This window comes from Paracoccus contaminans (assembly GCF_002105555.1).
Lineage (GTDB): Bacteria > Pseudomonadota > Alphaproteobacteria > Rhodobacterales > Rhodobacteraceae > Paracoccus > Paracoccus contaminans.
In genome coordinates, this window is sequence record NZ_CP020612.1 from 2,712,635 (window position 1) to 2,739,208 (window position 26,574).

At 65.8% G+C, this 26,574-nt stretch carries 30 protein-coding genes and 1 other annotated feature; of the genes, 4 read left to right on the forward strand and 26 right to left on the reverse strand.

Annotated elements, in window-relative coordinates; genetic code table 11:
• Window positions 1-11: 11 nt before the first annotated feature.
• A complete protein-coding gene (locus B0A89_RS12950; RefSeq protein WP_085378460.1) occupies window positions 12-686 on the forward strand; it encodes a YcbK family protein in 675 nt (224 codons plus the stop codon).
• Window positions 683-940, forward strand: a complete 258-nt coding sequence (locus B0A89_RS12955; RefSeq protein WP_085378461.1) for a hypothetical protein — start codon at window positions 683-685, stop codon at window positions 938-940. Before B0A89_RS12950 ends, B0A89_RS12955 begins: the two co-directional genes overlap by 4 nt.
• Before the next feature lie 211 nt (window positions 941-1,151).
• Here B0A89_RS12955 and B0A89_RS12965 read toward each other — a convergent pair whose 3' ends face one another.
• The 14 genes from B0A89_RS12965 to B0A89_RS13025 form a co-directional block, all read right to left on the reverse strand.
• Entirely contained in the window at window positions 1,152-2,219 is a 1,068-nt protein-coding gene (locus B0A89_RS12965) for an ArsO family NAD(P)H-dependent flavin-containing monooxygenase (protein ID WP_085378463.1), read from the reverse strand.
• Window positions 2,216-2,971, reverse strand: a complete 756-nt coding sequence (arsH, locus tag B0A89_RS12970; protein ID WP_085378464.1) for an arsenical resistance protein ArsH — start codon at window positions 2,969-2,971, stop codon at window positions 2,216-2,218. The genes B0A89_RS12965 and arsH overlap by 4 nt, the downstream gene beginning before the upstream one ends.
• A gap of 107 nt (window positions 2,972-3,078) precedes the next feature.
• The gene (gene arsB / locus B0A89_RS12975; protein WP_085378465.1) at window positions 3,079-4,155 is read right to left on the reverse strand and encodes an ACR3 family arsenite efflux transporter; all 1,077 of its coding nucleotides are present in this window, start codon (window positions 4,153-4,155) and stop codon (window positions 3,079-3,081) included.
• A 22-nt stretch (window positions 4,156-4,177) separates the two neighbouring features.
• Complete coding sequence (gene arsC / locus B0A89_RS12980) at window positions 4,178-4,612, reverse strand: arsenate reductase (glutaredoxin) (protein ID WP_085378466.1); 435 nt, start codon at window positions 4,610-4,612, stop codon at window positions 4,178-4,180.
• Window positions 4,609-4,971, reverse strand: coding sequence for an ArsR/SmtB family transcription factor (locus B0A89_RS12985; protein ID WP_085378467.1), 363 nt, complete (start codon window positions 4,969-4,971; stop codon window positions 4,609-4,611). Before B0A89_RS12985 ends, arsC begins: the two co-directional genes overlap by 4 nt.
• Window positions 4,972-5,075: 104 nt before the next feature.
• Window positions 5,076-5,255, reverse strand: a complete 180-nt coding sequence (locus tag B0A89_RS12990) for a hypothetical protein (RefSeq protein WP_085378468.1) — start codon at window positions 5,253-5,255, stop codon at window positions 5,076-5,078.
• Between the two features lie 79 nt (window positions 5,256-5,334).
• On the reverse strand, window positions 5,335-6,186 hold the full coding sequence (locus B0A89_RS12995; RefSeq protein ID WP_085378469.1) for a universal stress protein: 852 nt from the start codon (window positions 6,184-6,186) through the stop codon (window positions 5,335-5,337).
• A 10-nt stretch (window positions 6,187-6,196) separates the two neighbouring features.
• Window positions 6,197-7,687: a SulP family inorganic anion transporter gene (locus B0A89_RS13000; protein ID WP_085378470.1), complete on the reverse strand. Its 1,491-nt coding sequence runs from the start codon at window positions 7,685-7,687 to the stop codon at window positions 6,197-6,199.
• A gap of 56 nt (window positions 7,688-7,743) precedes the next feature.
• Window positions 7,744-7,799: a sequence feature (sul1 is cis-regulatory element that is thought to sense ions involved in sulfur or methionine metabolism; They are found in Alphaproteobacteria), on the reverse strand.
• Window positions 7,800-8,230: 431 nt separating this feature from the next.
• Entirely contained in the window at window positions 8,231-9,784 is a 1,554-nt protein-coding gene (gene copM / locus B0A89_RS13005) for a CopM family metallochaperone (RefSeq protein WP_205949753.1), read from the reverse strand.
• A gap of 133 nt (window positions 9,785-9,917) precedes the next feature.
• The gene (locus tag B0A89_RS14755; RefSeq protein WP_126156116.1) at window positions 9,918-10,328 is read right to left on the reverse strand and encodes a hypothetical protein; all 411 of its coding nucleotides are present in this window, start codon (window positions 10,326-10,328) and stop codon (window positions 9,918-9,920) included.
• 163 nt (window positions 10,329-10,491) lie between these two features.
• Complete coding sequence (locus B0A89_RS13010) at window positions 10,492-10,977, reverse strand: DUF411 domain-containing protein (RefSeq protein WP_085378472.1); 486 nt, start codon at window positions 10,975-10,977, stop codon at window positions 10,492-10,494.
• 100 nt (window positions 10,978-11,077) lie between these two features.
• Window positions 11,078-13,462: a heavy metal translocating P-type ATPase gene (locus B0A89_RS13015; RefSeq protein WP_085378473.1), complete on the reverse strand. Its 2,385-nt coding sequence runs from the start codon at window positions 13,460-13,462 to the stop codon at window positions 11,078-11,080.
• A 29-nt stretch (window positions 13,463-13,491) separates the two neighbouring features.
• The gene (locus B0A89_RS13020) at window positions 13,492-14,973 is read right to left on the reverse strand and encodes a multicopper oxidase family protein (RefSeq protein WP_085378474.1); all 1,482 of its coding nucleotides are present in this window, start codon (window positions 14,971-14,973) and stop codon (window positions 13,492-13,494) included.
• Between the two features lie 75 nt (window positions 14,974-15,048).
• Window positions 15,049-15,429 (reverse strand): hypothetical protein, encoded by a 381-nt coding sequence (locus B0A89_RS13025; protein ID WP_240558557.1) that lies wholly within the window; start codon window positions 15,427-15,429, stop codon window positions 15,049-15,051.
• A 94-nt stretch (window positions 15,430-15,523) separates the two neighbouring features.
• On the opposite strand from B0A89_RS13025, the gene B0A89_RS13030 reads away from it, so the two are divergent.
• A complete protein-coding gene (locus tag B0A89_RS13030) occupies window positions 15,524-15,982 on the forward strand; it encodes a c-type cytochrome (RefSeq protein WP_085378476.1) in 459 nt (152 codons plus the stop codon).
• Between the two features lie 206 nt (window positions 15,983-16,188).
• Window positions 16,189-17,466, forward strand: a complete 1,278-nt coding sequence (locus B0A89_RS13035) for an ATP-grasp domain-containing protein (RefSeq protein ID WP_085378477.1) — start codon at window positions 16,189-16,191, stop codon at window positions 17,464-17,466.
• A gap of 152 nt (window positions 17,467-17,618) precedes the next feature.
• Here the strand turns inward: B0A89_RS13035 and B0A89_RS13040 are convergent, their stop codons facing one another.
• From B0A89_RS13040 to B0A89_RS13090, 12 genes are all read right to left on the reverse strand, one after another.
• A complete protein-coding gene (locus B0A89_RS13040) occupies window positions 17,619-18,053 on the reverse strand; it encodes a YqaA family protein (RefSeq protein WP_085378478.1) in 435 nt (144 codons plus the stop codon).
• A gap of 10 nt (window positions 18,054-18,063) precedes the next feature.
• On the reverse strand, window positions 18,064-19,377 hold the full coding sequence (locus B0A89_RS13045) for an MFS transporter (RefSeq protein ID WP_085378479.1): 1,314 nt from the start codon (window positions 19,375-19,377) through the stop codon (window positions 18,064-18,066).
• Between the two features lie 8 nt (window positions 19,378-19,385).
• The gene (locus tag B0A89_RS13050) at window positions 19,386-19,643 is read right to left on the reverse strand and encodes a metal-sensing transcriptional repressor (protein ID WP_085378480.1); all 258 of its coding nucleotides are present in this window, start codon (window positions 19,641-19,643) and stop codon (window positions 19,386-19,388) included.
• A 299-nt stretch (window positions 19,644-19,942) separates the two neighbouring features.
• Window positions 19,943-20,470: a hypothetical protein gene (locus B0A89_RS13055; protein WP_085378481.1), complete on the reverse strand. Its 528-nt coding sequence runs from the start codon at window positions 20,468-20,470 to the stop codon at window positions 19,943-19,945.
• Window positions 20,471-20,482: 12 nt separating this feature from the next.
• Complete coding sequence (locus tag B0A89_RS13060) at window positions 20,483-21,175, reverse strand: NlpC/P60 family protein (protein WP_085378482.1); 693 nt, start codon at window positions 21,173-21,175, stop codon at window positions 20,483-20,485.
• Between the two features lies 1 nt (window position 21,176).
• Complete coding sequence (locus B0A89_RS13065; protein WP_085378483.1) at window positions 21,177-21,614, reverse strand: hypothetical protein; 438 nt, start codon at window positions 21,612-21,614, stop codon at window positions 21,177-21,179.
• Window positions 21,604-21,804 carry a hypothetical protein gene (locus tag B0A89_RS14760; RefSeq protein ID WP_157115343.1) on the reverse strand — a complete coding sequence of 67 codons (201 nt, stop codon included), beginning with the start codon at window positions 21,802-21,804 and terminating at the stop codon, window positions 21,604-21,606. The genes B0A89_RS13065 and B0A89_RS14760 overlap by 11 nt, the downstream gene beginning before the upstream one ends.
• Complete coding sequence (locus B0A89_RS13070) at window positions 21,804-22,130, reverse strand: hypothetical protein (protein WP_085378484.1); 327 nt, start codon at window positions 22,128-22,130, stop codon at window positions 21,804-21,806. The genes B0A89_RS14760 and B0A89_RS13070 overlap by 1 nt, the downstream gene beginning before the upstream one ends.
• The gene (locus B0A89_RS13075; protein WP_085378485.1) at window positions 22,127-22,501 is read right to left on the reverse strand and encodes a hypothetical protein; all 375 of its coding nucleotides are present in this window, start codon (window positions 22,499-22,501) and stop codon (window positions 22,127-22,129) included. The genes B0A89_RS13070 and B0A89_RS13075 overlap by 4 nt, the downstream gene beginning before the upstream one ends.
• Window positions 22,502-22,668: 167 nt before the next feature.
• Entirely contained in the window at window positions 22,669-23,511 is an 843-nt protein-coding gene (locus B0A89_RS13080) for a hypothetical protein (RefSeq protein WP_157115344.1), read from the reverse strand.
• A 347-nt stretch (window positions 23,512-23,858) separates the two neighbouring features.
• On the reverse strand, window positions 23,859-24,095 hold the full coding sequence (locus B0A89_RS13085) for a hypothetical protein (protein WP_085378487.1): 237 nt from the start codon (window positions 24,093-24,095) through the stop codon (window positions 23,859-23,861).
• A 114-nt stretch (window positions 24,096-24,209) separates the two neighbouring features.
• Entirely contained in the window at window positions 24,210-26,513 is a 2,304-nt protein-coding gene (locus tag B0A89_RS13090; protein WP_157115345.1) for a hypothetical protein, read from the reverse strand.
• Window positions 26,514-26,574: the final 61 nt, after the last annotated feature.

A 26,574-nucleotide genomic window follows, 5' to 3' on the forward strand; every position in this document is an offset into this window, starting at 1 on the left:
TGGAGAACCCCATGACCACGACCTTCCACCGCCACTGGCGCGACGTGCCGAAGAATGCGTGGCGCTGGCCCAACTTCTCGCCCGCCGAGATCGCCTGCCGGGGCACCGGCAAGCTGCTGATCAACGAACCCGCGCTCGACAGGCTGCAGGCGCTGCGCGACCGGCTGGGCAAGCCGCTGATCGTCCGCTCGGCCTATCGCAGCCCCGAACACAACCGCGCCGTCGGTGGCGCAACGCGTTCCAAGCACCTCGACGGCACGGCGTTCGACATCGCCGTGGCGAACCACGATCCTGTCGCGTTCGAGGCGGCTGCGCGGGAGGTTGGCTTCCTCGGGTTCGGCTTCTACCCCCGGTCGGGCTTCATGCATGTCGACCTCGGCCCGGCGCGGCAATGGGGCGAGCGCTTCCCGGTCCGGCGGACTGACTTCGCGGCGGAAGCCCCGCCCGCACGCGAAGTGCTGGCCGAGAGCCGCACCATGAGAGGTGGCGGAGCGGCCGGTGTGGCGACGCTGGGCGCAGCCGGAGTCGAGATGGCCCAGCAGGTGCTGGCGGATACGCAAACCGCCATCCTGCCGCTCGTGTCTTATCTCGACACGCTGCGCTGGGTGTTCATCGCCGTGGCGCTCGTTGGCATCGCGGTCACGATCTACGCGCGGCTCGATGACTGGAAGCGGGGGCGTCGATGATCGCCACGCTCCTGACCAGGTTCGCCGCCAGCCCGTGGATGCGGGCGACGCTACGCTACGGCGCCACCGCGCTCGCGGTGCTGCTGTTCCTGCTCGCACTCCGGCGTTCCGGCGAGCGCACTGGCCGCCTCTCCGAACGCTATGAGACCACGGAGAAGATCAATGATGCCCAACGCCGGATGCTGGAGGCCGCGGCTCGCCGTCCTCGCAATCGCGACGAGCTTGCTGAGCGGCTGCGCGACGGTCGGTTCTGAACAAAGGATCATGGCACTTTGTCCGCCGGTCGTGGAGTATAGTCAGGAGTTACAGACGCGGGCGGCAGACGAACTCGCGCTCCTGCCGGAGCGTTCTGCGGTCGCCGAAATGCTGAGCGACTACGCCGTCATGCGGGAGCAGGCGCGGGGATGTGGCGGGCAGTAGGTTCATCCCGCAGCCCCGTACGACACCCCGCCAGCACGAGCGCGGTCAGGACGCCAGGCTTGCGTCGGCAAGAGAATCCCTGATGCGGGGAGCCAGCTCTCGCGCCGTGCGCCCTGCGCCGATCAGCGTTGCGGAGGCGGCGCCCGTCCAGTTCCCGTATCCCGCGAGCCACAGCCTTGGTTCCTTGACAGCGCGTTGGTCGACCACCTCGATACGCCCGTCAGCTTCGACCACGCCGAGGGGCAGAAGGTGCTCGGTTGCAGGACGGAAACCCGTGCACCACAGGACAGCGTCGATCTGCGTCTCGGTCCCGTCTCGCCAGGCCACGCCCGTCGCAGTGAAACGCTCGAAGGGACGGACGGAGGTGAGCACGCCCCGATCTCTCGCCTCCTTCACAGGCGGGACCATGACGATGTCGCCCAGCGTGGTGGTTGCGGCCTGATCGAAGTCTCCGCGCACCCGCGCGCTGGCCCGCTCGAAGAGAACCCGGCCGTCGACGTCGTCAGGCAGAAAGACCGGCTCCTTGAGCGTGACCCAGATGGTCTCGGCGACCTCGCTCACTTCGGCGAGAATCTGCGCCCCGGAATTGCCGCCGCCGACGATCAGCACCCGTTTGCCGGCGAACGGCTGCGGGTTTCGGTAGTGCGCCGAATGGAGATGAATGCCTCCGAAGAGCTCCCTGTCCGCGTAGTCCGGAAAATAGGGCGCGCCCCATGTCCCGGTGGCGCTGACGACCGCGCGTGCTGTGAGGCCACGCTGATCCTTCAGGCGGAGACGCAGCCGTTGGCCGTCGCGCTCCACGGCTTCCACTTCGCACGGCCGTTCGATCGGGAATTCATAACGGCGTTCGTAGCGCGTCAGATAATCAATCACCTCGTCGCGGGTCGGAAAGCCCTTAGTCTGGCTCGGCGGCATGGGCCAGCCGGGCAGCGAGCTGTAGCCCGCTGGCGAAAACAGGCGCAGCGAGTCCCATGTATGACGCCAGGCGCCACCGGGCCGCTCCTCCGCGTCCAGCACCACGAAATCGAGACCGGCGCGGCGAAGGTAGTAGGCGACCGCAAGGCCGGCCTGTCCGCCCCCGATCACCACGACATCATGGTCGACGCCTCTCATGCCGAGCGCTTCTGCGACGCGGTGGCAATCGAAGAGAGGTCCACCGCCGGATCCACGGCGTTTCCTGCGGCCTTCCTTTCGGAGTAGCGGTCGACGAGGCGTGCCGCATGGCGGCGGGTGAGAATGGTGAAGCGGACCAGCTCCTCCATCACGTCAACGATGCGGTCGTAGTAGTTCGAGGGCTTCATCCGCCCGGCCTCGTCGAACTCATCATACGCCTTGGCGACGCTCGACTGGTTGGGGATCGTGATCATCCGCATCCAGCGGCCCAGGAGCCGCAGCGAGTTGACCGCGTTGAAGCTCTGGGAGCCGCCGGATACCTGCATCACCGCGAGCGTGCGCCCCTGTGTCGGGCGCATCCCACCCATGTTGAGCGGCAGGTTGTCGATCTGCGCCTTCATCAGGCCGGTGATCTGGCCGTGGCGCTCGGGGCTGCACCAGACCATGCCTTCGGACCACACAGCATGCTGGCGCAGCTCGTGGATCGCCGGGTGATCGTCGCCCGCGATCTGGTCAGGGAACGGCATGTCCGAGGGATCGAAGATGCGGACCTCGGCGCCAAAGAGGCGCAGCAACCTCGCCGCCTCCTCGGTCGCCAGCCGGGAATAGGAGCGTGGCCGCAGCGAGCCATAGAGCAGCAGGATCCGCGGTTTGTGTTCCTCGGGTCCAAGTCCGATCGCCGGGCGCCTCTGGACAAAGCGCGTGTCCAGGGCTGGCAGGTGGTCGGGATCGGGAAGTGGACGCAAACGCATTGTAAATCCTTCTGCTCGCGGCGCTCGGGGTCAAACGGGATGGCGCAGGAGGTCGCGCGGGCCTCGGGCGACGGAGCAATCGAGTGAAATCGGCGCTGGTCGAAACATCAGTTCTGCTCCCTTGTTCTGAGTGCCCCGATGGCGGTTTCCTCAGCCGGGAACCAGTGCGTGGTCCGGTTGGCGAACCAGACCAGCGACAGCATCACGGGCACTTCGACCAGCACGCCAACCACTGTGACAAGGGCGGCGATGGAGTTCAGGCCGAACAGGCCGATGGCCACCGCGACGGCCAGCTCGAAGAAGTTCGACGTGCCGATCATCGCGCAGGGAGCGGCGACGTTATGCGGGACACGCCAGGCTTTCGCCGCCCAGTATGACAGCGCGAAGATCCCGTAGGACTGGATCAGGAGCGGGATCGCAATCATCACGATGACCAATGGCTGGCTCAGGATCACCGCGCCCTGAAAGCCGAACAGCAGCACGACTGTCGCGAGCAGGCCCACAACCGAGAATGGCTTCACCTTGGCTGTAAACGCGCCAACGGTGGCTTCGGCAGCGGCCGGATTGGCGGCGCCGCGCGTCATCAGCATCCGCGTCACGATACCCGCGACGAGCGGGATCACAATGTACAGGCCGACAGACAGGATCAGCGTTGCCCAAGGCACGGTGATGTCGGTGACACCCAGCAGCAAGGCCACGATCGGCGCATACGCAAACACCATGATCGCGTCGTTCAGTGACACCTGCGCCAGAGTATAGTTCGGATCCCCCCTGGTCATTTGCGACCAGACGAACACCATCGCCGTGCACGGTGCCGCGCCCAGCAGGATCAGACCCGCGATGTACTGGCCCGATGTGCCAGGCTCGATGAACGGCGCAAAGATCCAGTCGAAGAACAGGACGCCGAGTGCTGCCATGGTGAAGGGTTTGATCAGCCAGTTTACGGCCAGCGTGATGATCAGACCCTTGGGCCGTTCATGGACCCGCGCCAGCGCCCGAAAATCCACCGCCACCATCATCGGATAGACCATCGCCCAGATCAGCACGGCGACGACGAAGTTGACCGAGCCGTATTCCAGCGCGGCAAGGAAGTTCATCAGCCCCGGCGCGATCTGGCCAAGCGCCAGACCGGCGATGATGGCCAATGCGACCCAGAGCGAAAGATAACGTTCAAATGCAGACATGGGCGATGGCGTCCTTGTGGCTTCAGGCGAGCCTGTTGCCCGCGCTATCGGCGATCCTCTCGCCGTCCTCCTTGGTGAAGGCCCCCGTCTGGGACGGCAGGAGGTCGAGCACGGTTTCGGAGGGACGGCAGAGTTTGACGCCCTTCAGCGTGATCACGATGGGCCGGTTGATCAGGATCGGGTGAGCCTCGATCGCATCGAGCAGTTGCTCCTCGGTCAGACCGGGGAGGTGGAGACCGAGTTCGCCGTAGGGCGTACCCTTCTCGCGCAGGATGTCCCGAACCGACACGCCCATCCGCTCGACGAGCCGTTGCAGCAGCGTGCGCGAGGGCGGAGTCTTGAGGTACTCTATGACGTGAGGCTCGATCCCGGAGTTGCGGATCATGGCCAGCGTGTTGCGCGACGTGCCGCAGTCGGGATTGTGATAGATGATGACGTCGGTGTCGTTCGCGCTCATACGCTGCTGCCCTCCTTGATCCCGGTGTTGTTGAACGGATCGCAGGCAACGGCTCCACCCGCGCAGTCGCTGGCATCGCCGCCGCAGCAGTTCTCCGTGAGATAGGCCATCAGCCCGTTCATCGCCGCAAAGTTGGCCGTGTAGATCAAGGATCGCCCCTCACGGCGGAACGTTACCAGGCCGGCATGCTTCAGCTGGCTCAGGTGAAACGAGAGGGTGGCCGAGGGCAGGCCGAGCTTCTCGCCGATTTGCCCGACCGCGCGTCCTTCGCTGCCCGCCTGCACCAGCAGCCGAAAGATGTCGAGACGGGTCTCCTGCGCGAGCGCGGCCAAGGCCGCGATGGTGCCTTCTCTTTCCATATCTCCAGAATAGTGGAAATGTCCCTGGTGTCAATGCCAGGATGGCCTGCCGATCTGCTCCAGCGGTGGCTGTGAAAATGCGCTGGAACTGCATCTGGCACCATTCACCTCCTCCGCGGCCGGATTCGCCGGCGCCAATGCCATTCGGCCGATCGGCGACCGAGACCGTCCTGGCTCTCGACGTCGATGATCGAGACGCTGCTATCGACGATGTTCGTCGCGAACCTGAAATTTCCTTCGGCCGATAGCGACGCGGTCTGGGTGCCGCCGGTCGTGATCGTCATCAGAGCACGTCTCCTTGCCGTCCCCCAGTCCGTCTCGCGAGATGACGCCGTGGCGGTGGCTCGGGTGAAGGCGCTGCCATCATCGTACCAGCAGCACCGGCACCTGCGCCTTCTGCAGCATCGCCGTAGTGGTGGAACCAACCATCAGGCTGCGGATGCGGGAATGACCATAGGCCCCCATGACGAGGACGTCGGCGCCGCTGTCCTTCAGATGCGCCAGGATAGCCTCCTCGGGCGTGCCGTGCAGAAGCCGCGTCGTGGCGGGGATGCCGGCCCGTGCCAGCACGACCTGCGCTTCATCGAGCGCCGTTCGGGCATCCGCGCTGTCGCCCACACGGACGATCTCGATCTTGAGGCCGCGATAGGCGGGCAGCTGCGCCACGCGTTCCAGCGCCCGCCGCGCCGATGGACTGCCGTCATAGGCCAGGATCGCGCGACGCAGGTGTTCGCGCGTCTGTCGGGGCGCCATCAACACCGGAAGCTTCGACGCCCGCACGATGCGTTCGAAGTTCGATCCCAGATGCCCCGGCGCGCGGTCGGCGCTTTCTCCGCGCTTGCCGACGACAATCAGGCCCGACCCGGCCTCCTGCGCGGCCAGGCTCTCCAGCAGGTCGCCCTGCCGCAACTGTGCCGTCACGCGCGTCACCCCGGCGGCTTTCAGAATCTCGGTGGCGTCGTCCAGAACCGCGCGGCCCTGCGCCAGTGCGAGCTTTGCACGTTGTTCGTCCAGCGCCGACAGTTCGCCCAGCAGGGCTGAGCGCGCGCCCAGCCCGATCTCGCCCGACAGGTCGGACTTCGGCGGCCCCTTGGGCGGCAGCACATGCAGCAGGTGCACGGGCGCGTCGTTGCGCGTCGCGGCCCAGGCAGCGAGGTCCAGAACCGGGCGCAAGAAGTCCGACCCGTCGATCAGGGCGATGATGGTGTTGGTCATGTCATCTTCCTCAATGCGCCATGAGCTTGTCGAGGGCGCCCGGCTTGTCGTGGACCGCCAGCCGGTCGACGATGGTCTCGGTCGCCTTGTTCATGCCGGCGATCTCCACTTCAGCCCCGTCGCGGCGGAACTTCAGCACCGCCATGTCCAGCGCCTGGACCGACGAAATGTCCCAGATGTGCGCGCGGCTGACGTCGATGGTGACGCGCTCGACCGCTTCGCGAAAGTCGAGGGCGGTCATGAAATCCTCGACCGAGCCATAGAAAAGCTGGCCTTCAACGACATAGGTGCGGTGTCGGCCATCCTCGCTGAGCGTCGAGGTGACACGGAACAGCTGCGCGATCTTTGCCGCGAAGAAGATGCCCGACAGCAGCACGCCCACCAGCACCCCGATCGCCAGGTTGTGCGTGTAAACCACAGTGACGACCGTCGCGATCATGACGACGGACGACGACAGCGGATGCGTGCGCAGGTTGCTAATCGACGACCAGGAGAAGGTGCCGATCGACACCATGACCATGATCGCGACCAGCGCCGCCATCGGGATGATGGCGACCAGGTCGCCCAGCACCACGACCATGAACAGCAGGATTACCCCGGCGGCAAAGCTGGACAGCCGGCCGCGTCCACCCGACTTGATGTTGATGATCGACTGCCCGATCATCGCACAGCCCACCATTCCGCCGATGAAGCCGGTGACGGTGTTGGCCACGCCTTGGCCAATGCATTCCTGGTTGCGGTCGCTGGCGGTGTCGGTCAGTTCATCCACGATGTTCTGGGTCATCAGGCTTTCCAGCAGCCCGACAATTGCCACCGCGACCGAGTAGGGCAGGATGATCGCCAGCGTCTCGAAGGTCACGGGCACGTCGGGGATCAGGAACATCGGCAGCGTGTCAGGCAGCGCGCCCATGTCGCCGACCGTCCTTACGTCCCAGCCCATTGTCCAGGCCAGCGCGGTCAGGACCACGATGGTGACCAGCGGTGACGGGATCGCGCGGGTGAGCGTCGGGAACAGATATATGATCGCGAGCCCGGCTGCGACCAGCGCCCAGGTCAGCGGGCCGGCCCGCGTTGGGTCGAGCTCGGGCAGCTGTGCCATGAAGATCAGGATTGCGAGCGCGTTGACGAAGCCGGTCATCACCGACTTCGAGACGAATCGCATGAAACGGCCCAGCTTCAGCAGTCCCGCGCCGATCTGGATCAGCCCCGCCAGCACCGTCGCAGCTAACAGGTATTCCAGCCCGTGGTCCTTCACGAGGGTGATCATCAGCACCGCAGTCGCAGCGGTCGCGGCCGAGATCATCCCAGGCCGCCCGCCGACGATGGCGGTGATCACGGCGATGGAGAAGCTGGCGTAGAGGCCGATCTTGGGGTCCACGCCCGCGATGATGGAAAATGCGATCGCTTCGGGGATCAGCGCCAGGGCGACGACGAGGCCCGAAAGGATGTCGGCTCGGATGTTGCCAAGCCATTCGTCGCGATAATTAGGGAAGAAAGTCATGAACCGTCCTGTGGCGGCACCCGGATCGGTGCCGTCTTGTGTGTCTGGTGAAAACAGGTTGTCCGGCGGATCGGCGGCCGGAAGAGCCACCCGGAATTGCACCGGGTCCAAGCGGGTTTGTTGCCGTCTAGACCAGCGCGCCGCCGCTGCCAAGACTCGGCCGGCGGGCAGCGAGCCAACCCGAGGCAGAGTGGCAACCTGCTGATCGGACATCCCCGCAATGCCGATAGGCTTGCTGCGTACGCCGTCACGCGGGATCGCAGGCCGCAAAAAAAGCGCTCAGCCGGGTCCGCGGCGCATGATATCGCTGATGGATCAGCGCCCCTCTCGTCTCCTCCAGGCAAGTCGGAAGGACGTCTGGAAGAAGTTAACAAACGGGCGCATCGGCCGTTAGAGGTTTGCGGGCGCCCCCGCCGCCGGAAGGCCGTCGGAGGCAAGCAAGCTCGCGAACGTCATGCCCGCGTCATCGAGCCTTACGGTCATCGTCGATCGTGAAAACGGTGGTCGAAAGCTGGCGCCGGAGTGAACCCCGGCGCCAGAGACTCAGCGGGCCGCGCCGCCGTAGACGATGCCGTTCGGGCGATCACCGACTGGTAGGGTCTTGACGACGTCCTGGCTCCCCACGTCGATGATCGACACGGTATCGTCGGCTATGTTGGTCACGAACACGAATGCCCCGTCGGTCGATACCGAGACTCCATGGGCGCCGCCGCCGGTGGTGAGGGTCTTCACGACCTGACCGGTCGCGGTGTCGATCACGGAAACGGTGTTGTTAGGCTCCGCGTCGGTGCCCTGGTTGGCCACGTAGACGTAGGCCCCATCCGGTGTCGCGACCATCTGGATCGGGTTCGGCCCGACGTCGATCCTGTTCGTCACCTCGCGGGAGGCGGTGTCGATGACGGCCACACGGTTCTCGTCCCGGAGAGAGACGTAGACCTGATCGCCAGACGGCGTGAACCCGACCTGAACGGGCGCTGCGCCCACCGGAATGCGCGCAACTTCCGTCAGATCCTGCGTGTCGATGACGGAAACCGAGCCATCCTCGACATTAGCCACATAGAGTTGGCTCTCATCGGGACTGAGGCGAAGGCCGTGCGGATAATCCCCCGTCGCGATGCGCCCGATGACCTCGGCCTTTGCGAGGTCGACCACAGCGATCTCGTTGCCGCCGGCCAGCGAGACAAAAGCGCGCCCCTGCCGGTCAGCGACCACATGGGCCGGGTGCGAGCCTACCGTCACGGTCGCCGTGGGCGCCGAGAGGTCCCGCGGATCGAGAATGACCAGCAGACCCTCGGCCGCGCCCTCCGCGCCGTGCCCATGGCCGTCCGAGCCGTGATCCCCCTCGGCGGCAGGATCTCCGACCGCCAGCAGCAGCTTGCCATCCGGCGTCAGATCGACGTTGTGAGGCGCGACCGGGATCGTAACCGTGACGAACGCCCCCGTGCCGAGATCGAAGGCGCTGATGGAATTGCCGCCCTCGTTGGCGGAGTAGACCGTTCCGCCGGTCTGAGCAAAGGGCGACGGCGCGTCGCCGGCCTTCGCCTCCAGCCATGCCTGCATCTCGGCGATCTCGGCTTCCTGCGCCGCGATGATCTGGTCCGCCCATGCCCTGGTCTGCGGGTCGTCCCCGTATTGCTGGACGATCCGGGCCATGTCGATCGCGCCCTGATGATGGGGGATCATGCCCCGGACGAAGGCGACATCCGGATCATCCGCCATGACGCCGTCCATCATCGGCCCGTGCATTTCATTCATCGATTCGACGTAGGCCCGGGTGAACTCCGGAAGGCTTTCGTTGGCCGGGGCGGCACCCTCGTTCGGCGCGCCCATCATCCCCTGCATCATTCCGCCCTGCATCATCTGGTGCATCGCGCTCATGCATTCCGGGGCCATCGCCTGCATCATGGCTTGGCACTGCTCTGGCATCATCCCTTGCATGCCAGCCATCTGGCCTGAGGGAGGCGTCGGCACGGGAGCCTGCTGCACTTGCGCGGGCGGGGTTCCCGGGTGGTGGGCGTCATGCCCGGCCTGAGCGAGGGCAGCGCCAGGCAGGCCTGCCAGGACGCCGAGGGAAAGGGCGATTGCGGTTCGGTTCATTGATTTCATCCTTTGGATCCAGAGCGCTGACCCGGGGTTTCGGGTCGCGGTTCTCCGTTCTGTTCGCTGGTCTTTCGGGTTTGCACAGGAGCGGCCGGAGACAACATTCGTTCTCGCGGCGATCCCCTGCGCATCACGCAGCGATAGGACGTGGTGGTCTCAGGATGCCTTCGGGGAATCGGTCGTGCGGGTCAGGGCGCACAACCGTGAAAGCCTCACCGCTCGTCGGCGGGCCGAACTCCGGCGGCGCGACGGGAACTGCGGCGGTCAGACAGGTCTGACAGCAATCCGCAAGGTTTGGGCTACTGTCCGTGTTCACGCAGCCTGCCGATTGATTGGCGCCATGGTCGTCCGACACGTGATGCTGGGTGCAGTGGCTTGCCTGGGCAGCGGCCTGTTGCTGGTGGATGGCGTGTCCGGTCGGGCTCGCATGGACTGGGACCTGCAGAACCAGTGCGCCGATGGCAAGCAGCAGGATGCAGATCGCAAACCGGCGCAGTCGGCCGCAACTCGCCCGAAATTTGACCCCCGCCCGTTCGGTCATGCGCCACCTTCCTTGCCGGCGGCACGCCGGCCCTGCGCGATGTCGCGTTCACGTCGCGCGCCACCCGACGTGGGGCGCCAGCCCCGCGGACGGAGGCAGGCCGCCACAGCGAGGTGCTGTTTGAGATCATCCGCGAGCCTGGCGTTCATGTCGGCGGCGCCTTTCAGATTTCCCGCGAACCGAGGAAGCGCCCGAAGCTCCGGGTGGTCGGGCCGAACAGGAACGCTTCATACGGCTCGGGATCGACGCCCGGGAAATCCATGCCGGGCGAGCCGGCAGGCATGCCGGGAACGGCCAGCCCCGTCGCGTCAGGCCGCTCGACCAGCAGGCGGCGGATCGCCGCGGCAGGCACATGACCCTCGATCACATAGCCGTCCACCTCGGCGGTGTGGCACGATGCCAGTTCGGCCGGCACGCCGAGGCGCTGCTTGAAGCTGTCCATGTCGGTGGATTCCACAACCCGCACCGGGAACCCCGCGGCCTCGATATGCGCGACCCAGCCATCGCAGCAGCCGCAGGACGGATCCTTGGTAACGCTCACCAGCGGCAGCGTTTCGGCATGTCCCCAGCCGGCCGTGGACATCAGCAGGGGCAGCGCGCCGGCAGCGGCCAGAATGGCGCGCCGGCTGATGTTGCTGTCGTTTCTCATAGTCACACCTTTTTTCATGGATGTATTGTCTCGCCGTCACGGTCCGCATCCGGCTCACAAGGGAGTGATGGGCAAACCGAGGGCCGTGGCACCGGCATCGTCATAGCTTCACCCTCCGCAGCCGAGCGGCATTGGTGATGACGCTGACCGATGAGAGCGCCATGGCGGCGGCCGCAATGATCGGAGACAGCAGGATGCCGAAGAACGGATAGAGGACCCCGGCTGCGACCGGCACGCCGAGCGCGTTGTAGATGAAGGCGAAGAACAGGTTCTGGCGGATATTGCCCATGACCGCCTGCGACAGCCGCCGCGCCCGCACGATGCCGGTCAGATCGCCCTTCAGCAGCGTGACACCCGCGCTCTCCATCGCCACATCGGTGCCGGTGCCCATGGCGATGCCAACGTCCGCAGCGGCCAGCGCCGGTGCATCGTTGACGCCGTCGCCTGCCATTGCCACCACCTCGCCCGCCGCCTTGTGCCGCTGCACGACCGCGCTTTTCTGATCGGGCAGAACCTCGGCCTCGACCTCGTCGATGCCGAGATGGCGCGCGACGGCCTTCGCTGTGGTCCAGTTGTCGCCGGTCAGCATGACCACGCGGATGCCCTGCGCCTTCAGCGCGGCCAGCGCCTCCGGCGTCGAGGGCTTGACCGGATCGGCGATAGCGAAGATCGCGGCGACGCGGCCATCCACCCCCATGAAGATCGCGGTCGCCCCGTCCTCGCGCAGCCGGTCGGCTTCATCGGCGAGCGGAGCGACATCGACGCCTTGCTCGGCGAGGAACTTCGCATTGCCAAGCGGAATGCGCTTGCCTTCGACCACCCCGAGCGCGCCCTTCCCGGTCGGCGAGTCGAAATCCGCAACCGGCGCCGTCGCGATCCCGCGCTCCTCGGCGGCGCGGACGATGGCCAGCGCCAGCGGATGCTCGCTGGCCCGCTCCACACTGGCGGCAAGCCGCAGCGCCTCGTCCTCGCTGAAGCCAGCAGCCGGAACGATGGCGGTCACAGCGGGCCGGCCCTCGGTCAGAGTGCCGGTCTTGTCGACGATGATGGTGTTGACCTTCTCCATATTCTCCAGCGCCTCGGCGTTCTTGATCAGCACGCCCGCCTGCGCGCCACGGCCGACGCCGACCATGATCGACATCGGCGTCGCCAACCCCAACGCGCAGGGACAGGCGATGATCAGCACCGACACGGCAGCGATCAGACCGAAGGAGAAACGCGGCTCCGGGCCCCAGATCGACCAGGCGATGAAGGCAAGGATCGCGATCACGATCACCGCCGGCACGAACCAGCCCGACACTTGGTCGGCGAGGCGCTGGATCGGCGCGCGGCTCCGCTGCGCCTCGGCGACAAGCTGGACGATCTGCGACAACATGGTGTCGCGGCCAACTTTCCGCGCCTCGATCACCAGCGCGCCGGACTGGTTCATGGTGCCGCCGATGGCCGATGCACCGGCCTCCTTGGTCACAGGCATCGATTCACCCGTCACCATCGATTCATCGACGGCGCTGCGGCCTTCCAGCACTTCGCCATCGACCGGCACCTTCTCGCCGGGACGCACCCGCAGGCGGTCGCCGACATGCACGCTGTCGAGCGGAACCTCCTCCTCCATGCCATCGTCGCGAATGATCCGGGCGGTCTTGGGGGCGAGGTCGAGCAGCGCGCGGATGGCGCCGCTGGTGCTCTCTCGCGCCCGCAGTTCCAACACCTGCCCGAGCAGCACCAGCACGGTGATGACCGCCGCCGCCTCGAAATAGACCGCGACGGAACCGTCATGCTGGCGAAACGCATCGGGAAAGATACCGGGCGCAACTGTGGCGACGACGCTGTAGATCCAGGCGGTCCCGGTGCCCATGGCGATCAGGGTGAACATGTTGAGGCTGCGGTTGACCAGCGACTGCCAGCCGCGCTGAAAGAATGGCCAGCCGGCCCAGAGAACGACCGGCGTTGCGAGGATCAGTTGCAGCCAGTTCGAGGTCAGCTGGCCGACATAATGGCTCAAGCCAAGAAAATGGCCGCCCATTTCGAGGACGACCACTGGTATCGTCAGCGCCAGTCCGATCCAGAACCGACGTGTCATGTCGATCAGTTCCTCGTTGGGTCCGGCCTCGAGACTGACCAGCACCGGCTCCAGCGCCATGCCGCAGATTGGGCAGGAGCCGGGGCCGACCTGCCGGATCTCCGGGTGCATCGGGCAGGTATAGATCGTCCCCTCGGGCACCGGCTCTGCCGTGGCCGCCGCGGTCGCCGGATCGAGGTAACGTTCCGGCTCTGCCAGGAACTTGGCCCGGCAGCCGGCGGAGCAGAAGTAATACGGCCGGCCGGCATGCTCGGCCTTGTGCTCGGTCGTGTGCGGGTCGACCATCATGCCGCAGACAGGGTCCTTGACCTTGTGCGTGTCGTCCCGCGCGACGGCGGCGTGGTCATGCGCGTGATCGTGCACATGGCCGTGGTTGTGGTGATGGTGATCTGTCTTGCTGGCCATTTCTCACGCCTCCTTGGCGGTTTGCCCGATCATGCGTTGACTGCGAATTCGGTCATCATGCCGGTCTCGAGATGCGGCATGTGGTGGCAATGCAGCATCCAGCGTGCGGCCTCGCCCGCGTCCAGCGCGATATCGACCATCGACATCGGCGGCAAATAGACCGTGTCCCGCAGCGCGCCGCGGACCGCACGTCCGTTCAGCCCGACGACCTGGAACACATGCCCGTGCAGATGCATCGGGTGGCCCATCATCGACATGTTGTGGAAGGACAGCACGACCCGCTCGCCGCTGCGCGCGGCAAGCGGGCGATGCTGGCCCCAGACGGCCCCGTTGATGGTCCAGACATAGGGCTGCATCGATCCGCCTAGCATCACCATATGGCGGCGGTCCACCGGGCGATCCGGCAGGGCATTGGCGGAGATCAGGCGCGATTCCTGGGCAAGGTCGGTTTCGAAGGCAGGCGCTTCGGCCTCCGCCATGGTGTCGATGCGTCGGACGTCGGCGCCCTGCGTGGCAAGGATCAGCCCGGTGCGCTCGCGCGCGCCTTCCCGCAGCGCGAGGATCGGCCAGGCGCCGCCCGCGTTCGGCAGGTCGATTTCGAGATCGAGCCGCTGGCCCATGGCCAAGCCGAAGCGCGTGCCGGAAATCGGCTGAACGGCATGGCCGTCCACCGCGACGAGCCGGGCCTGCGCTTCGCCAGTCTCGATCCAGAACACCGTCGCCGCGGCGGCGTTGATCACCCGCAGGCGGATGCGCCCGCCGCGCTCGACCTGCACCACCTCGGGGTCCGACAGCGTGCGGTCGTTGGCCAGATAGGCGTCCCAGTCGTAGTCGTTAAGGTCCATCGCCATGCCGTCCATGGCGCCGTGATCCATGCCGCCCATCGGCGTGTTCCCCATCGCGCCTTGACCCATGGCCGCCATGCCGCCCACGCCCGCGCCGTGGCCGCCCCCGTGACCGTCGGCGGTCCCATGGCCGCCGAGGATCTCGGCCATCACCTCCTCGGCCGCCTTGAACGAGAAATCGTGAAGGAACAGCACCACCTCCTGGCGGTCGGCGGCGACATCCTCGGCGCTGCGCACGATCAGCGGCGCTGCCAGAAGGCGCATCTCGTGGATCGGCACATGCGCGTGCATCCAGTAGGTGCCGGGAAGCGGCGCGAAGTCGTAAGCGCGTGTCTCGCCAGGGGCGAGCATCGGCAAAGGCATTTCGGGCACGCCATCCTGCGCGTTGGGCGGGATCTGGCCATGCCAGTGGATCAGCGTGCCAACATCGAGATCGTTGCGCAGATTCACCCGGAACCGCGCGCCGGGATCAAGTGTCAGACCCTGTCCGGCCGGCCCGGCAAGACCCCAGACGGTGGCGGCGCGACCGTCGATGTCGAGCGTCCGGGTGGCGGCACGCAGCGACAGCGGGGCGGCGCCCTGCGCCGCCGCGATGCGCGGTAGGTGCGCATAGACCAGCATGGCGGCGCCAGCGGCAAGGAAGCCGCGTCGTGAAAGGGTATTCATGGTCGTCTCCTCGGGACAGCCTGTCCCGTTCATCAAAACCGACAGGACGCCGCGGGCCTCGTGGCCCGGACGCGATCAGAGGAGACGGAGCTTGGGAGGTCGTTCGTTCAGTCCAGGTGCCCGACTGGCGACGGTTTTAGCAGTTGGCAGGGCATGGCTGGCAGGCGCGTAAACGCTGGGCGAGTCTTCCCTCGGAAATGTCAGAAAGACCGAAAGACCTGAACAAAGCAACTCACAGCTTCCAGCATCCATCGATCCGCAGTGCTGTTCGCCGTCACAGGAACGGTCGCTGCCGGTCGCAACCTGCGTCATCTCGCTGACATGCGCCGCGTGATCCGGCCCTGCGCTCAGGCGCGCCGCATGCGCAGACGTCGCCGTCGTCATGAAGGCGATCACGAGCACGGCCAGCATGGTGACGAGGCGCGAGAACATCCCGGAAAGATAGGCGCTGGTCACGGGAATGTCCATTGCCCCAAGCGTCGCGCCTCTGGCAGAACTTCATCCTCGGCATATAGCCAATAGAAATTCCTCGCCACCAATCATGCAACTCATGAGTAAAGAACTCCGTAACATCTTGTGGCTCGGATTGCTCCTCGGCGGCCTGATCCTGGCGATCCTCGCTGGATGGCATCAGGCCCGGACAACCTCCACCGCCGCGGCATCTGCAGAAGTCGAGCAGGGGCGGCAGGTCTATGCGGACCAATGCGCCTCCTGCCACGGTGCGGACCTGGAGGGGCAGCCGGACTGGAAGACACCCCTTCCGTCCGGGCGTCTCCCGGCGCCACCGCACGATGCCGGCGGCCACACGTGGCACCATCCCGATGACATCCTGTTCCGCATCGTCAGGGAAGGCACGGCCGCCATCGTCGGGGGCGGCTATGAGAGCGACATGCCGGGGTTTGCCGATCTTCTCAGCGACGCCGAGATCCGGGTTGTCCTCGCCTATATCAAGAGCACCTGGCCAGAGCGCGAGCGGACCTACCAGGAGAATGTGTCGCAACCACACTGATGGCACCTTCGGGATGGAGCTGCCCGTGCGACCGGCAGTGCAACTTCCCGAGGCCCACCGGTCACAGTTGAGGCCGCCGAACAGAAGCGGCATATTTGGATCGACCTGATGGCGAAACCTTTGGGAGGGATGTTCGTGGGATTATTCATGGCTTACTTGGCATTTGAAGCGCGCTCGATCTTGGCGCCGCCTCGGGTTTTCCCTCGATGAACAATCCCGGCTCCAGTTCATCGAAGCGGGTTCAGGACCGCACGGACCGGCTCAACAAGAACTGCTTCTGCGTTACACTGGACCTTCCATCGCTGCGCGAAGCGATGGAGCGCGAGGCCGGTGAGCCGGCATTCTTCGAGACGTTCATCCGCCCCAAAGCCCATCTGTTCTCGCACGTACCGGTGTTCCTTTCGGCCACCACCGTGGATGAGATGCGCGCGATCGCAGCGGCTGTGGAGACCACCGCCCAACTCGCGGCATACAAAGCCGCGGTCCTTTCCTGGGCGCCGGAAATCGCGCGGGCGGATCACGGTCCGATCGGGGCATTGATGGGCTACGACTTTCATCTTGGCGAAGACGGCCCCCGGCTGATCGAGATCAATACCAACGCCGGCGGGGCATTTCTCAATGCCTTTCTTGCAAGGGCGCAGCGCGCGTGTTGTGCCGAAATGGACATCCCCCCGACGCTGCTATCCTTTGAGGACGCGGCGTTCCGCATGTTCCAGAACGAATGGATTCGGCAGCGTGGAACGGGCGCGCCAGAACGCATCGCCATCGTCGACGACAATCCGCCGGAACAGTATCTTTATCCCGAATTCGTGCTCGCGCGGCGGGTTTTCGCGGCACGAGGGGTAGACGCGGTCATCGCCGATGCCAGCCAACTTCGCTACGACGATGGTCGGCTCAGCGTCGATGGAAAGAGAATCGACCTCGTTTACAACCGGGTCACCGATTTCGCCTTCGATCAGCCCGAGCACAAGGCATTGCAGGAAGCCTACCGGGACGGCGCGGTGGTTGTGACGCCGAATCCGCACAACCACGCGCTCCTTGCCGACAAGCGCAACCTTTCGCTTCTTTCAAAACCCGCGACGCTGGAGGCCTGGGGCGTGGAGCCGAGACTTCGCGCCCTGCTTGATGCCGTTCCAGGCACCGTCCTGGTCAATCCCGATAACGCTGACGCACTTTGGAAATCCCGCAGGGACCTGTTCTTCAAGCCGACCGGCGGGCATGGCGGCAAGGCGGTCTATCGTGGCGACAAGCTGACGAAAGGAGCTTGGGCGGAGATCGCGGAGGGCGGATACGTAGCCCAGACGCTGGTCCGCCCCAGCGAACGCATGATCAAGATCGACGAGACACCCCAGAGGCGCAAGATGGACGTGCGACTGTACACCTACGAAGGGCAGGTGCTTCTGGTGGCCGCGCGCCTTTATCAAGGTCAGACCACGAACTTCAGGACGCCAGGTGGCGGGTTCGCGCCGGTGTTCGTGATCTGAAGCGAGAACCGGCGAGGTGAACTCGGCGTTTCGGGATGGACAAGGGCAGCGAGCGCCGATCCCCGAACGGAGACAGCATTTCAGGCCTTCTCCGGATTGAAGGTCAGAAGCCGCAGCTCGCACTGCGAGTCGAGGCACACACAGAGCCATAGTCAGCCGAACCCCAAGGTCGCTGCTGCCAGAATAAGGTAGCGGCCTATCTTCGCGATGCTGACGAGGAGCAGGAATACCAGGAAGGTCTCGCGCAGCACGCCCGCTACGATAGTAAGCGGGTCGCCGATAATCGGCGCCCAGGCCAGCAGCAGCGACCATCTGCCGTAGCGGAGATACCAGCCTTCCGCCCGCGCCAGTGCGGCGAAGCTCACCGGAAACCAGCGGCGGCCGCGGAAACGTTCGATCCCTCGCCCGAGAAACCAGTTGACCACAGAACCCAGGACATTCCCGACGCTTGCTACGGCCAGCACCAGCCATGGCGCGTAGTCGGCCAGCAAAAGACCCATAACCAGTGCCTCGGACTGGGCAGGGAGCAGAGTCGCAGCGGTGAAGGCAGCCAGAAACAGGCCGCCATAAACGGCAAGATCGCCCATGAGGAACCGGTCAGGCCCGCCGGCGCGGCCATTGCCGATGCAGGTCGTCGATCACCACGGCGTGGCTGTGGCCGCCCTCTCCATGTTCCCACAGATGCGGATGGCCTTCGGGCAGATCGGGGTGTTCATGCGGCAGAACCTCCGCCTCTGCCGCAGGCCAGAGCTTCAGTGCGCCCGCCACCCCGAGGGAGGCGAGGCCCGCCATGATGAGAAAGGTCGCATCCAGACCGAATGCGGCCCCGAACCGGCCCGCCAGCGGATAGGTGAGAAGCCAGCAGGCATGGCTGAGCGCGAACTGGGCGGCGAAGATCGCCGGCCGATCCTCTGGCTGGGCGGAACGGCGCAGCAGCCGCCCCGTCGGTGTTTGTGTCAGGCTGTAGCCGAAGCCAATGACAAGCCACAGCGCCATCAGCGCAGGCAGCGATCCGACAAGCGGGCCGAGGGCCGTTCCGCAAACGAGGATCATGGCACCCGCAATCATCGGCGGTCGGTCCGGCATTCGGTCGAGCAGCCGCGGCAGCAGCAGCGCCGCGACCATCGAGCCGCCGCCAAACGCCGCGAGTGCCAGCGCCACCTGCTCTTCGCCGAGGCCAAGCCGCGCCTGAACCAGCACGACCGTGTTGACGATCACCATGGCCCCTGCTGCGGCCACCGCAAGGTTTAGCGCAAGCAGCCCCCGCAGGCGCTGCGTGGCGAGATAGATGCGGATGCCGCGGGTGGTCCGGTCCCAGATACCGCGCGGCTGCGTCGGCCGGGGTGACGGCAGAGTGACGGTCGTCACGAGTGCGGCCGATGCCAGAAAGCCGATGACGGTGCCGCCGAACAAGACCGGAAAGCTCACCACCGTCAGCAGCGCGGCCGCGAGCATCGGCGAGAGCAGGTTCTCCAGATCATAGGCCAGCCGCGAGAGCGACAGTGCCCGCGTGTACTCGGCCTCGTCGGGCAGAACGTCCGGGATCGTCGCCTGGAAGGTCGGGGTGAAGCCAGCCGATGCCGCCTGCAGCAGGAAGATCAGCACATAGATGTGCCAGACCTCGGACACGAAAGGCAGCGCCAGCGCGACCGTCGCCCGGATCAGGTCGAGCGCCACCAGCATCGCCCGTCGCGGCACCCGGTCGGCAAAGGCCGAGGCAATCGGCGCAAGCGTCACATAGGCGACCATCTTGATCGCAAGCGCGGTGCCGAGCACCACCCCCGCATCGGCCCCCGCGAGATCCCAGGCCAGAAGCCCGAGAGCGACCGTGGCCAAGCCGGTGCCTATCAGCGCAATGACCTGCGCGGCGAACAGATGACGGTACGTGCGGTTGGCAAGGACGGCGAGCATGGTGCCTCTCAGAGAAGTTTGGCCAGCGCGCGCAATTCGACGAGATCGCTCTCGCCGCCGTGCCCCAGGCAATGGTCGATGTGGTCGTGAATCAGCATCCGCTTGGCGGCTGTGACAGCGCTTTCGACCGCCTTGATCTGGCCCGCGATCTCGGCGCAGGGCTTCTCCGCCTCCAGCATGGCGATGATGGATCTGAGGTGTCCCTCCGCCCGTTTGAGGCGGTTGATGATATGGGGGTGCGAACTGTGCTGGGCTGACTCGGACATCGTGCGCTCTTATCCCCCCAGGGGGATATGCGCAAGGTCTGCGCTAATCGCGTCATGTGGAAGCGCAAGCTGAAGATTGCCGAGATTTAAACATAATGACTTTCAATGACTTAAGGTGGAGAAGGTTGGATTGGAGGCCCATTCCCTCCGCCATTTTTCCCGGAAAATGCGCTGATGCTGGCAATATGGGATGCCGCGTGCCGCATCATGTGGACCAGAATGTTCCGCACATTTCCGCCAACGAAAAGCCCCGGCGCATGGCCGGGGCTCGTCGCTCGGGGGGCTTACGTCCCGTCGATTCAGAACTGCCCGGACACCGCGCCAGTGGCCGGCGGCTGGCCGATGGCGGTCAGGGCGTCGGTGATTGCGTCGGCCAGGCGCTCGGTCGCGGATGCCCGATCGAGGCGCATATAGGCGGCGAGATCCGGGTTCCGCCGCGTCAGCGCCTCGAGGTATTCCGTCACCAGATCATCGGCCTGCTTCATCGGCGCCAGCGCCGGGGTCAGACGGTCGACGTTCGCCTTGGCCCAGCGGATGCCGAACTCGGTCAACTGCTCGATCTTGGCCTTGCGCAGTTCCTGTTCGGCCAGGATCGCGGCGCGGTCGGCAAGGGTGCGTTCAGCGGCGGCCTTGGCATTGGCCGCGGCGGCGCGGGCGCTGACGAACCGGGACAGCACGCCCCAGGCATAGCCGAGGGCCAGCGTGACGAGGCTTGCGACGATCAGATGGACCTGCGGCGCGATCGCGTCGGTGACGATGCCAGCGTGGGCCGCGCCTCCGGCGGCGATGCCCATGAAGACGGCGAGGGCAAAGAGGTTCAGGTTCACGGTGTTCTCCTGTCAGGCTTCGTTGCTGCTGATGCGGCCGGCCACCTTGTTGAACGGCAGCGGGCGATCGGCGGGGGTGGCGAGGGACGGCCAACGGGTTTCGATCAGCCGGTCCTTCTTGATCGGCGCCACGGTGACGGCGTTTGACTGGTTGCCCCCCAAGACGTGGACGACACCCACCCCTTCGCCGACGAGGAAGCCGACGTGGCCGGACCAGCTTGCGCCCGGCCGCGAGAAGACGGCGATCGCGCCGACCTGCGGCTTGCACCGCACGCCCCATGCGCCCCACTGGCGGGCGCCCAGCGGGTTGCCGGGCAGTTCGATCTCGGGCTTCCACTTCCGCAAGCACGTCGCCACGAAGGCGCCGCACCAAGGGATTTCGGCCGGGTCGATCCATGCGACGGCGCTATCAAACCAGGCGCGCAGCCGGGACTTGTCCCGCACCTCGTGGACGCCCAGCACGGCCCACGCCTCGTTCATCCACGGCATGACCGATTCAGCGGCGGGCTGGGACATGAGGCGCGCATGGGTCAGCGGGCCGTAATACGGCGTGGCGGCGAACCCGAGGCTGCGCTTGAAGGCGACGATCGCCTCGTTGGTCAGCGCGCCGCGGGCGCCGTCGATCGTGCCGCTGTAAAACGACAGGGCGCGCAGCTGCTGCTGGATGGGCCGCCAGTCCTGAACGGGGTATTCCTTGCGCGTCATGTCAGCCTCGCTTCGTGAATGATCGACGCTGCAGAGCGCCGCAGATGCGCACGAACAGCGCGTCGCTGTTCGGGTGGAAGGCGATGGTCAGCATGTTCCAGTTGGGGCGCTCGTCTTCATCGAGTGCGTCCAGCTTGGCGCGCAGCAGCAGCAGGAACCCGGCCGCGCTGGTGCCTTTCCAGAGAATGTCGCCCCATGCGAACCAGGTCCGCATGGGCTCGGCCCACCAGAATCCGCCCGACGTGCCGATGCGCCACAATCCCCAGGCAGCGGCGTTCATGGCGACGGACACGCCCAGCAGCAGGAAAGCGAAATAGAACGTGCGGCCCGGCCCATGACCGGGATGCAGCGGCGCACGGGGCCAATAGGCGCGCATGGCGGCAATGGCGGCCAGCGCCAGGCCGATGTTGACCGCCGCCGATACCTCGTTAGCGATCATCTCGCCCTCCTTCCGGCCGCGCCGTCGAGGCCACAACCAAGTTCATCATTTCCAGAAGGCTCGCCTGCGCCCGTCGCGCGCGGATCTGGGCTTCGGTCGCCGAGGCTCGCTCCGGGCTGTTGGCAATCTGTTCCATCGCGGCGATTGCATCGCTGGGGTTTGGGGTGCGGGAGAACCAGCGCCACGCCATCACTTCCCCCCGTCGAGGCATGGGCGCCGCCGCACTTCCTGCGCCAACTCGCGGATCTCGGCTGTCAGCTGCGCCTGCTGCGCGGTGTGCGCCTCGATCATCTTGGCGTTGGCCTGCATGACCTCGTAGGTGCGAGTCACGTCGCCCATGCGGACCTCGTGATGCTGGTCCTTGACCTTCATCAGCAGCTCGGTGGCGACCTGCTCGGTCGCGCGGCGGTCTTTCCGCTCGGACTCGCGGGACAGGTAGAAATATGCAGCGAGGCAGGCCAGCACGCCCTGTTTCAGTATCTCGGCGACCAGCGTGGTCAGCGCGGCCTCCATCATCGCCCCCCGATCCGCTGTCGGACCCCGGCGGCGACCACAGCCCACAGCCCGATCACCGAAGCCGCGCCAGAGGCGACGCGCCGTTCCCAGACGGCGGCGACCATGGCCGCGCCCAGCATGACGCACAGCCAATCCAGCAGGCCGTCGAGCGGCGGGCCGCCGGCGACAGCCTGCAGAAGTTCCCAGATCGAATATCCTACCGCGACCAGCGCCAGCCCCAGGACGGCATCAGACAGGACCAGAGAGGCCAGCAGCGCGGCGCAGGTCATCAGGCACGCCCCGATCATCGCGTGCGCCAGCGCCACGGCCGCCCACACATAGGGGGCAGCATGGTCTTCTGCGGTCAGCAGGTCGCGCAGGAAATCGGCCATAGGGTGCGCCTCACGAATGAAGGCGGGCACGTCCTATGGCCGCATGGTCATCACCATATCACTACCGGAAGGCGAAATCCAGAGAACAGCCTACGGCTATGCGCGCTCCGATGGCGTCAGGATCGTGCGGATCAGGCGGCGCAGCGCGCCCCCGGGCTTCATGGCCGTCATACCCGCGCCGTCGCGCGGCGGGCCAAAAGCGCCTGGCGGATAGTATCCGCCCTTGCGTCCTGCGTCCCGTCCGTGATGAGCGACACGATAGCGTCGATCTGCCCCGTCCATGCCGGCGTGGAAGTCTTGTTGGGGTGCGCGCCGATGGTCTTGACGTAGAGGGGCGACGCTGCCGGTTGTCCAGCGCCCGGCGCCACTTCCATGCCGTTATACCACAGCCGGGTCTGTGCCGGCAGGATTTCGAGTTCGATCAGGGACCAGACGTTGACGCCGCGCGGGATCGAGCCGGGCGGGGGCGTCGGAACGCCGCTGAGGGTTGTGGTCAGCGTCCCGTCCGGCGCGGCCGTGTGCAGATACCGCAGGACGAACTGCGCCGCCCCGTCGCCAGCGGCGTTGGCCAGCGCCCCCGCGAAATATGCCTGCCCCGTGGCAGTCCGTCGCGCCAGCACGAACAGGCGCACCCCGCACAGGTTGGCCGGGGTGCTCAGGTCCATCCAGTTCGAGCCGATCCCGATAGCTGCGCTGCCCGCGCTGGTATCGGGCGGCGTCAGGGTGCCCCCCAGAACCGCATCGAACATCGCACCCGCGCCGCCCTTGTTGGTTACTCTGGCGATATTGCCCGAGCCATCCAGCACGGCGTTCTCGATCCGCAGGTCCATCGGGATCTGGCCCATCCCGGTTCCGTAGAGGGCGGCGATAGGGTCGGTCGCCGCTTGCCGGGTGATGGTGAAGCCGGTGATGGATATTGCCGCCGATGGGCCGTAGCCCAGGAGGAAGCCGAAGTATGGTGCGTCTCTGGTGAGGGTGAAGGAAATGCTGGTCGGGGATGTCGCGGCCACACCAGGGATGAGTGTGTTGGTGCCGGTCAGTAGGTCGGTGGTATCCGAAGTCCGGCAATGGAGCGGAGCGTCGCAGGTGTAGGTGAACTGCACAACGTCCCCAGCTTTGAGGGGCAACGCCTAGGAAATCACGCGGCGCTGGGTGCTTGTGCTGGAGAGGGAGATTGCGTTGGCTGACGCGCTGTCGATGGTGAAGTCGGTGAGCAGCGTGGGAGGGGTGTCCAGTCGGAGGATGGTCGCAGCCGCCCCCGGCGGCGGGGGTGGAGGGGCGGCGACCTGCCCAAGAAAGCCGAACGCGCCGGCAGGACCGCCCCGATAGACGGGGCGCGGCATCGTGCGCCAGCGCATCAGCCGAAAACCTCGATCACCACCAGCGCGGCATCGGCGATCGCCTTGCGGACCCGCGGGGCGTCGGAAGCGCCGAGCGGGATCACGTCGCCCGGCTCATAACGGTGGCCGCGCGTGACGGTCCCGGCAGGGGTGAAGGTGATATAGATCGGCGCATCATGGACCTGCAGCTTGCAGGGCACACCCGGCGCCGGGATCGCGGTGAAATCGTTGGACGTGATGGGGTGGTCGGACATGGCTTGACCCTTCGACAACATTGCGATGGGCGGGCACGTCCTATGGCCGCTTTGCAGGCACTATAGCGGCATCTGGGCTTGCTTTCCAGTTGCCAGCGCGAGCCTGCATCCAGTTCATTCAAGATCTAGGGTTGCATTGAACCCTCTCGCCGCAGCGCCTGCGGAGGTCACGATCTTGATGCAGATGACATCGCCGGCGTTCACCTTGGCGAAGTTCACCAAGTCCTCGCCGCCGGTCGCGCTGTCCGCAATCGTAGCGGACAGCGCGGTGTCAGCACTTGAGCGAAATACCGTCGCCGTGAACGTCTGCCCGGCCCCTGGGCCGAGGGACGATCTGACGGACAGGTTGCGAAGAACGCCATTTCGGGGGATGCGAATGCGAGCGAAGGTCAGGCCCGGCCCGGCGTAGGAAAGGCCGAGATACCACGTCGAGCCTGCAGGGATGGTTGTGCTGCCGCTGGTGAAAGCAAGCATCATGGGCCGAGCGAGGCCGTATTGCGTAACCCCGGTGCTGGCATTGATGTTGTCGTGATCCACGGTGTTGCCCGACAGATCGAGGCCGGAACCGCCGTAGGTGAAAACCCCGCCGTCCTGCGTCTGGATGCCGCGGTCGTTACCCTTGATCTCGGTGCCCTGAAAGCTGGCCGCGCTGTTCTGGCGAAGGATCATCGCGCGCACCTGCCCGGTGATCCTGTTGTGCGGCCCGTCAACGGCCGCTTCGGACTGCTGGAACGTCAGCATCGTATGGCGGCGGGCAGAGATGCCGATGCCGCCCACGACGTTGAGCGGGTTCAGGATGTTCAGCCCGTCACAGATCATGCGGCTCTGATCGAAAACCCAGAACTGCCTCTGGCTGCCGGCCGGCACGCGGTTCAGCAACCGCACCCGCTTGTCGGTGGTATTGGCCGCCACCTTCACGTTGGTATTGCTGTCGAAGTCCCATCCCTCCCCGATGTTCTGCCCGAGGTCGATGTTGAGGTCGCGCAGAACAGCGGCGAAGCGAATGTCCGAGAAGGCGCAGGAGGCGAACTGCGCCATCGTGAACCGGACGTTCGCAGCCCCAATGGTCACGTCCCGGAAATCGACATAGGCCATGGTGGCGCGGAGCCACAGATCGGCCTCGTCCTGCGGGACCAGGTTGATCTCCCATAGCCGCGCGCCGGTCCCCTGCAGGAACTCCCAATTTGCGTTGATCGTCGCCCCGCCGAGCGTCACGCCCCGCAGGAACGGCTTGCCGCGCGGCTTCAACCGCCGGGTGGCCGTATATGTCCCATCTGCCAGCCAGATCGTGCCGGTTCCCTGATACGACTCGATGATGCTCTGCCAGTCCGAGGTCGGCGTGACGGTAATATCGCCAAGTTCAAGCTCGACGCCATCTGTCGGATTCGTGTCACCCAGCAGCGCATCACACCCGCTGAAGGAAACCGAGGTCGGGTCATAGAACACCTGACCGCCTTCCATGCGGCGCGCGGCCTCGCGGCAGGATTTGAACAAGGCCCCGGCGATATGCGCCGTCGCCTTCTGTCGCACGATGATGCCCCGATAGAGGCCCTCGAAACGGTTGTCGGAGCTGGCGTCCTGGATCGAGATCGTCGCCGCACGGCGGGCCAAGATGCCGATACCGTTCTTGTTCCCTGCGGTGTTGATGATGTGCAGGCCGGAACCTTCGATGCTCGACCCCTGGTTCAGCGCGATGCAGTTGCGCTGGTTGGACGAGCCGTCATCCAGTATTTTGACGCGCGCGGCCGTAGTGTTCCCGGCGACCTTCAAGCTGCCCCGGTCGATGCCGATGCCAGCCGTGATGCCCGGCCCCAGCCGGACCTCGAAATCCCGCGCCGATGCCGTAAAGGACAGATCGCCGCCGATCATCTGGAACAGTTGGACCCCCGACAGGCCGAGACTGGACCCGTCCACGACCATATCGGTCATCGACAGCGCGGCTTGGGTGGCCCGGACGGACAGCGAGGCATCGGCCGGGATAATCCAGTTCCAACCCGTCCATACCGAGCGCGTGCCCGCCCCCAGGGACCATGATGCCGTGACCCGCGCGCCCCCGAGGGTGGCGCCCGTAATCTGGATCAGCCGTCCCTTGGGCGTCAGCTTGCGCGTGGCGACATAATCGCCATCTGCCAGCGTGATGACCCCATTGCCGTCATACACCTCGATGATGGTCTTCCAGTCGTCAGCAGGGGTCAGGGTGAGGTCGTCCCCATAGCCGTACTGCCGGTGCGTCGGGCGCACGTTCGGCTCGATGGCAGCCAGTCGCGCGTCCTGGTTCACGACCAGCGCCTTGGCTGCATCGCTCGCTGCCTCTGCACGTTCTCTGGCCGCGATGGCATCTGCGGAGATCCGCGCCAAGTCGTTCGCAACCGGGCTCGGATAGCCGGTGCTGACCATCAGGGGGATTTCACGAGCCATGGTGCGCGCCTCATCTGGTGAGGCGGCACGTCCTATGCCGCAGTTTCCGCCCTTATAGCAC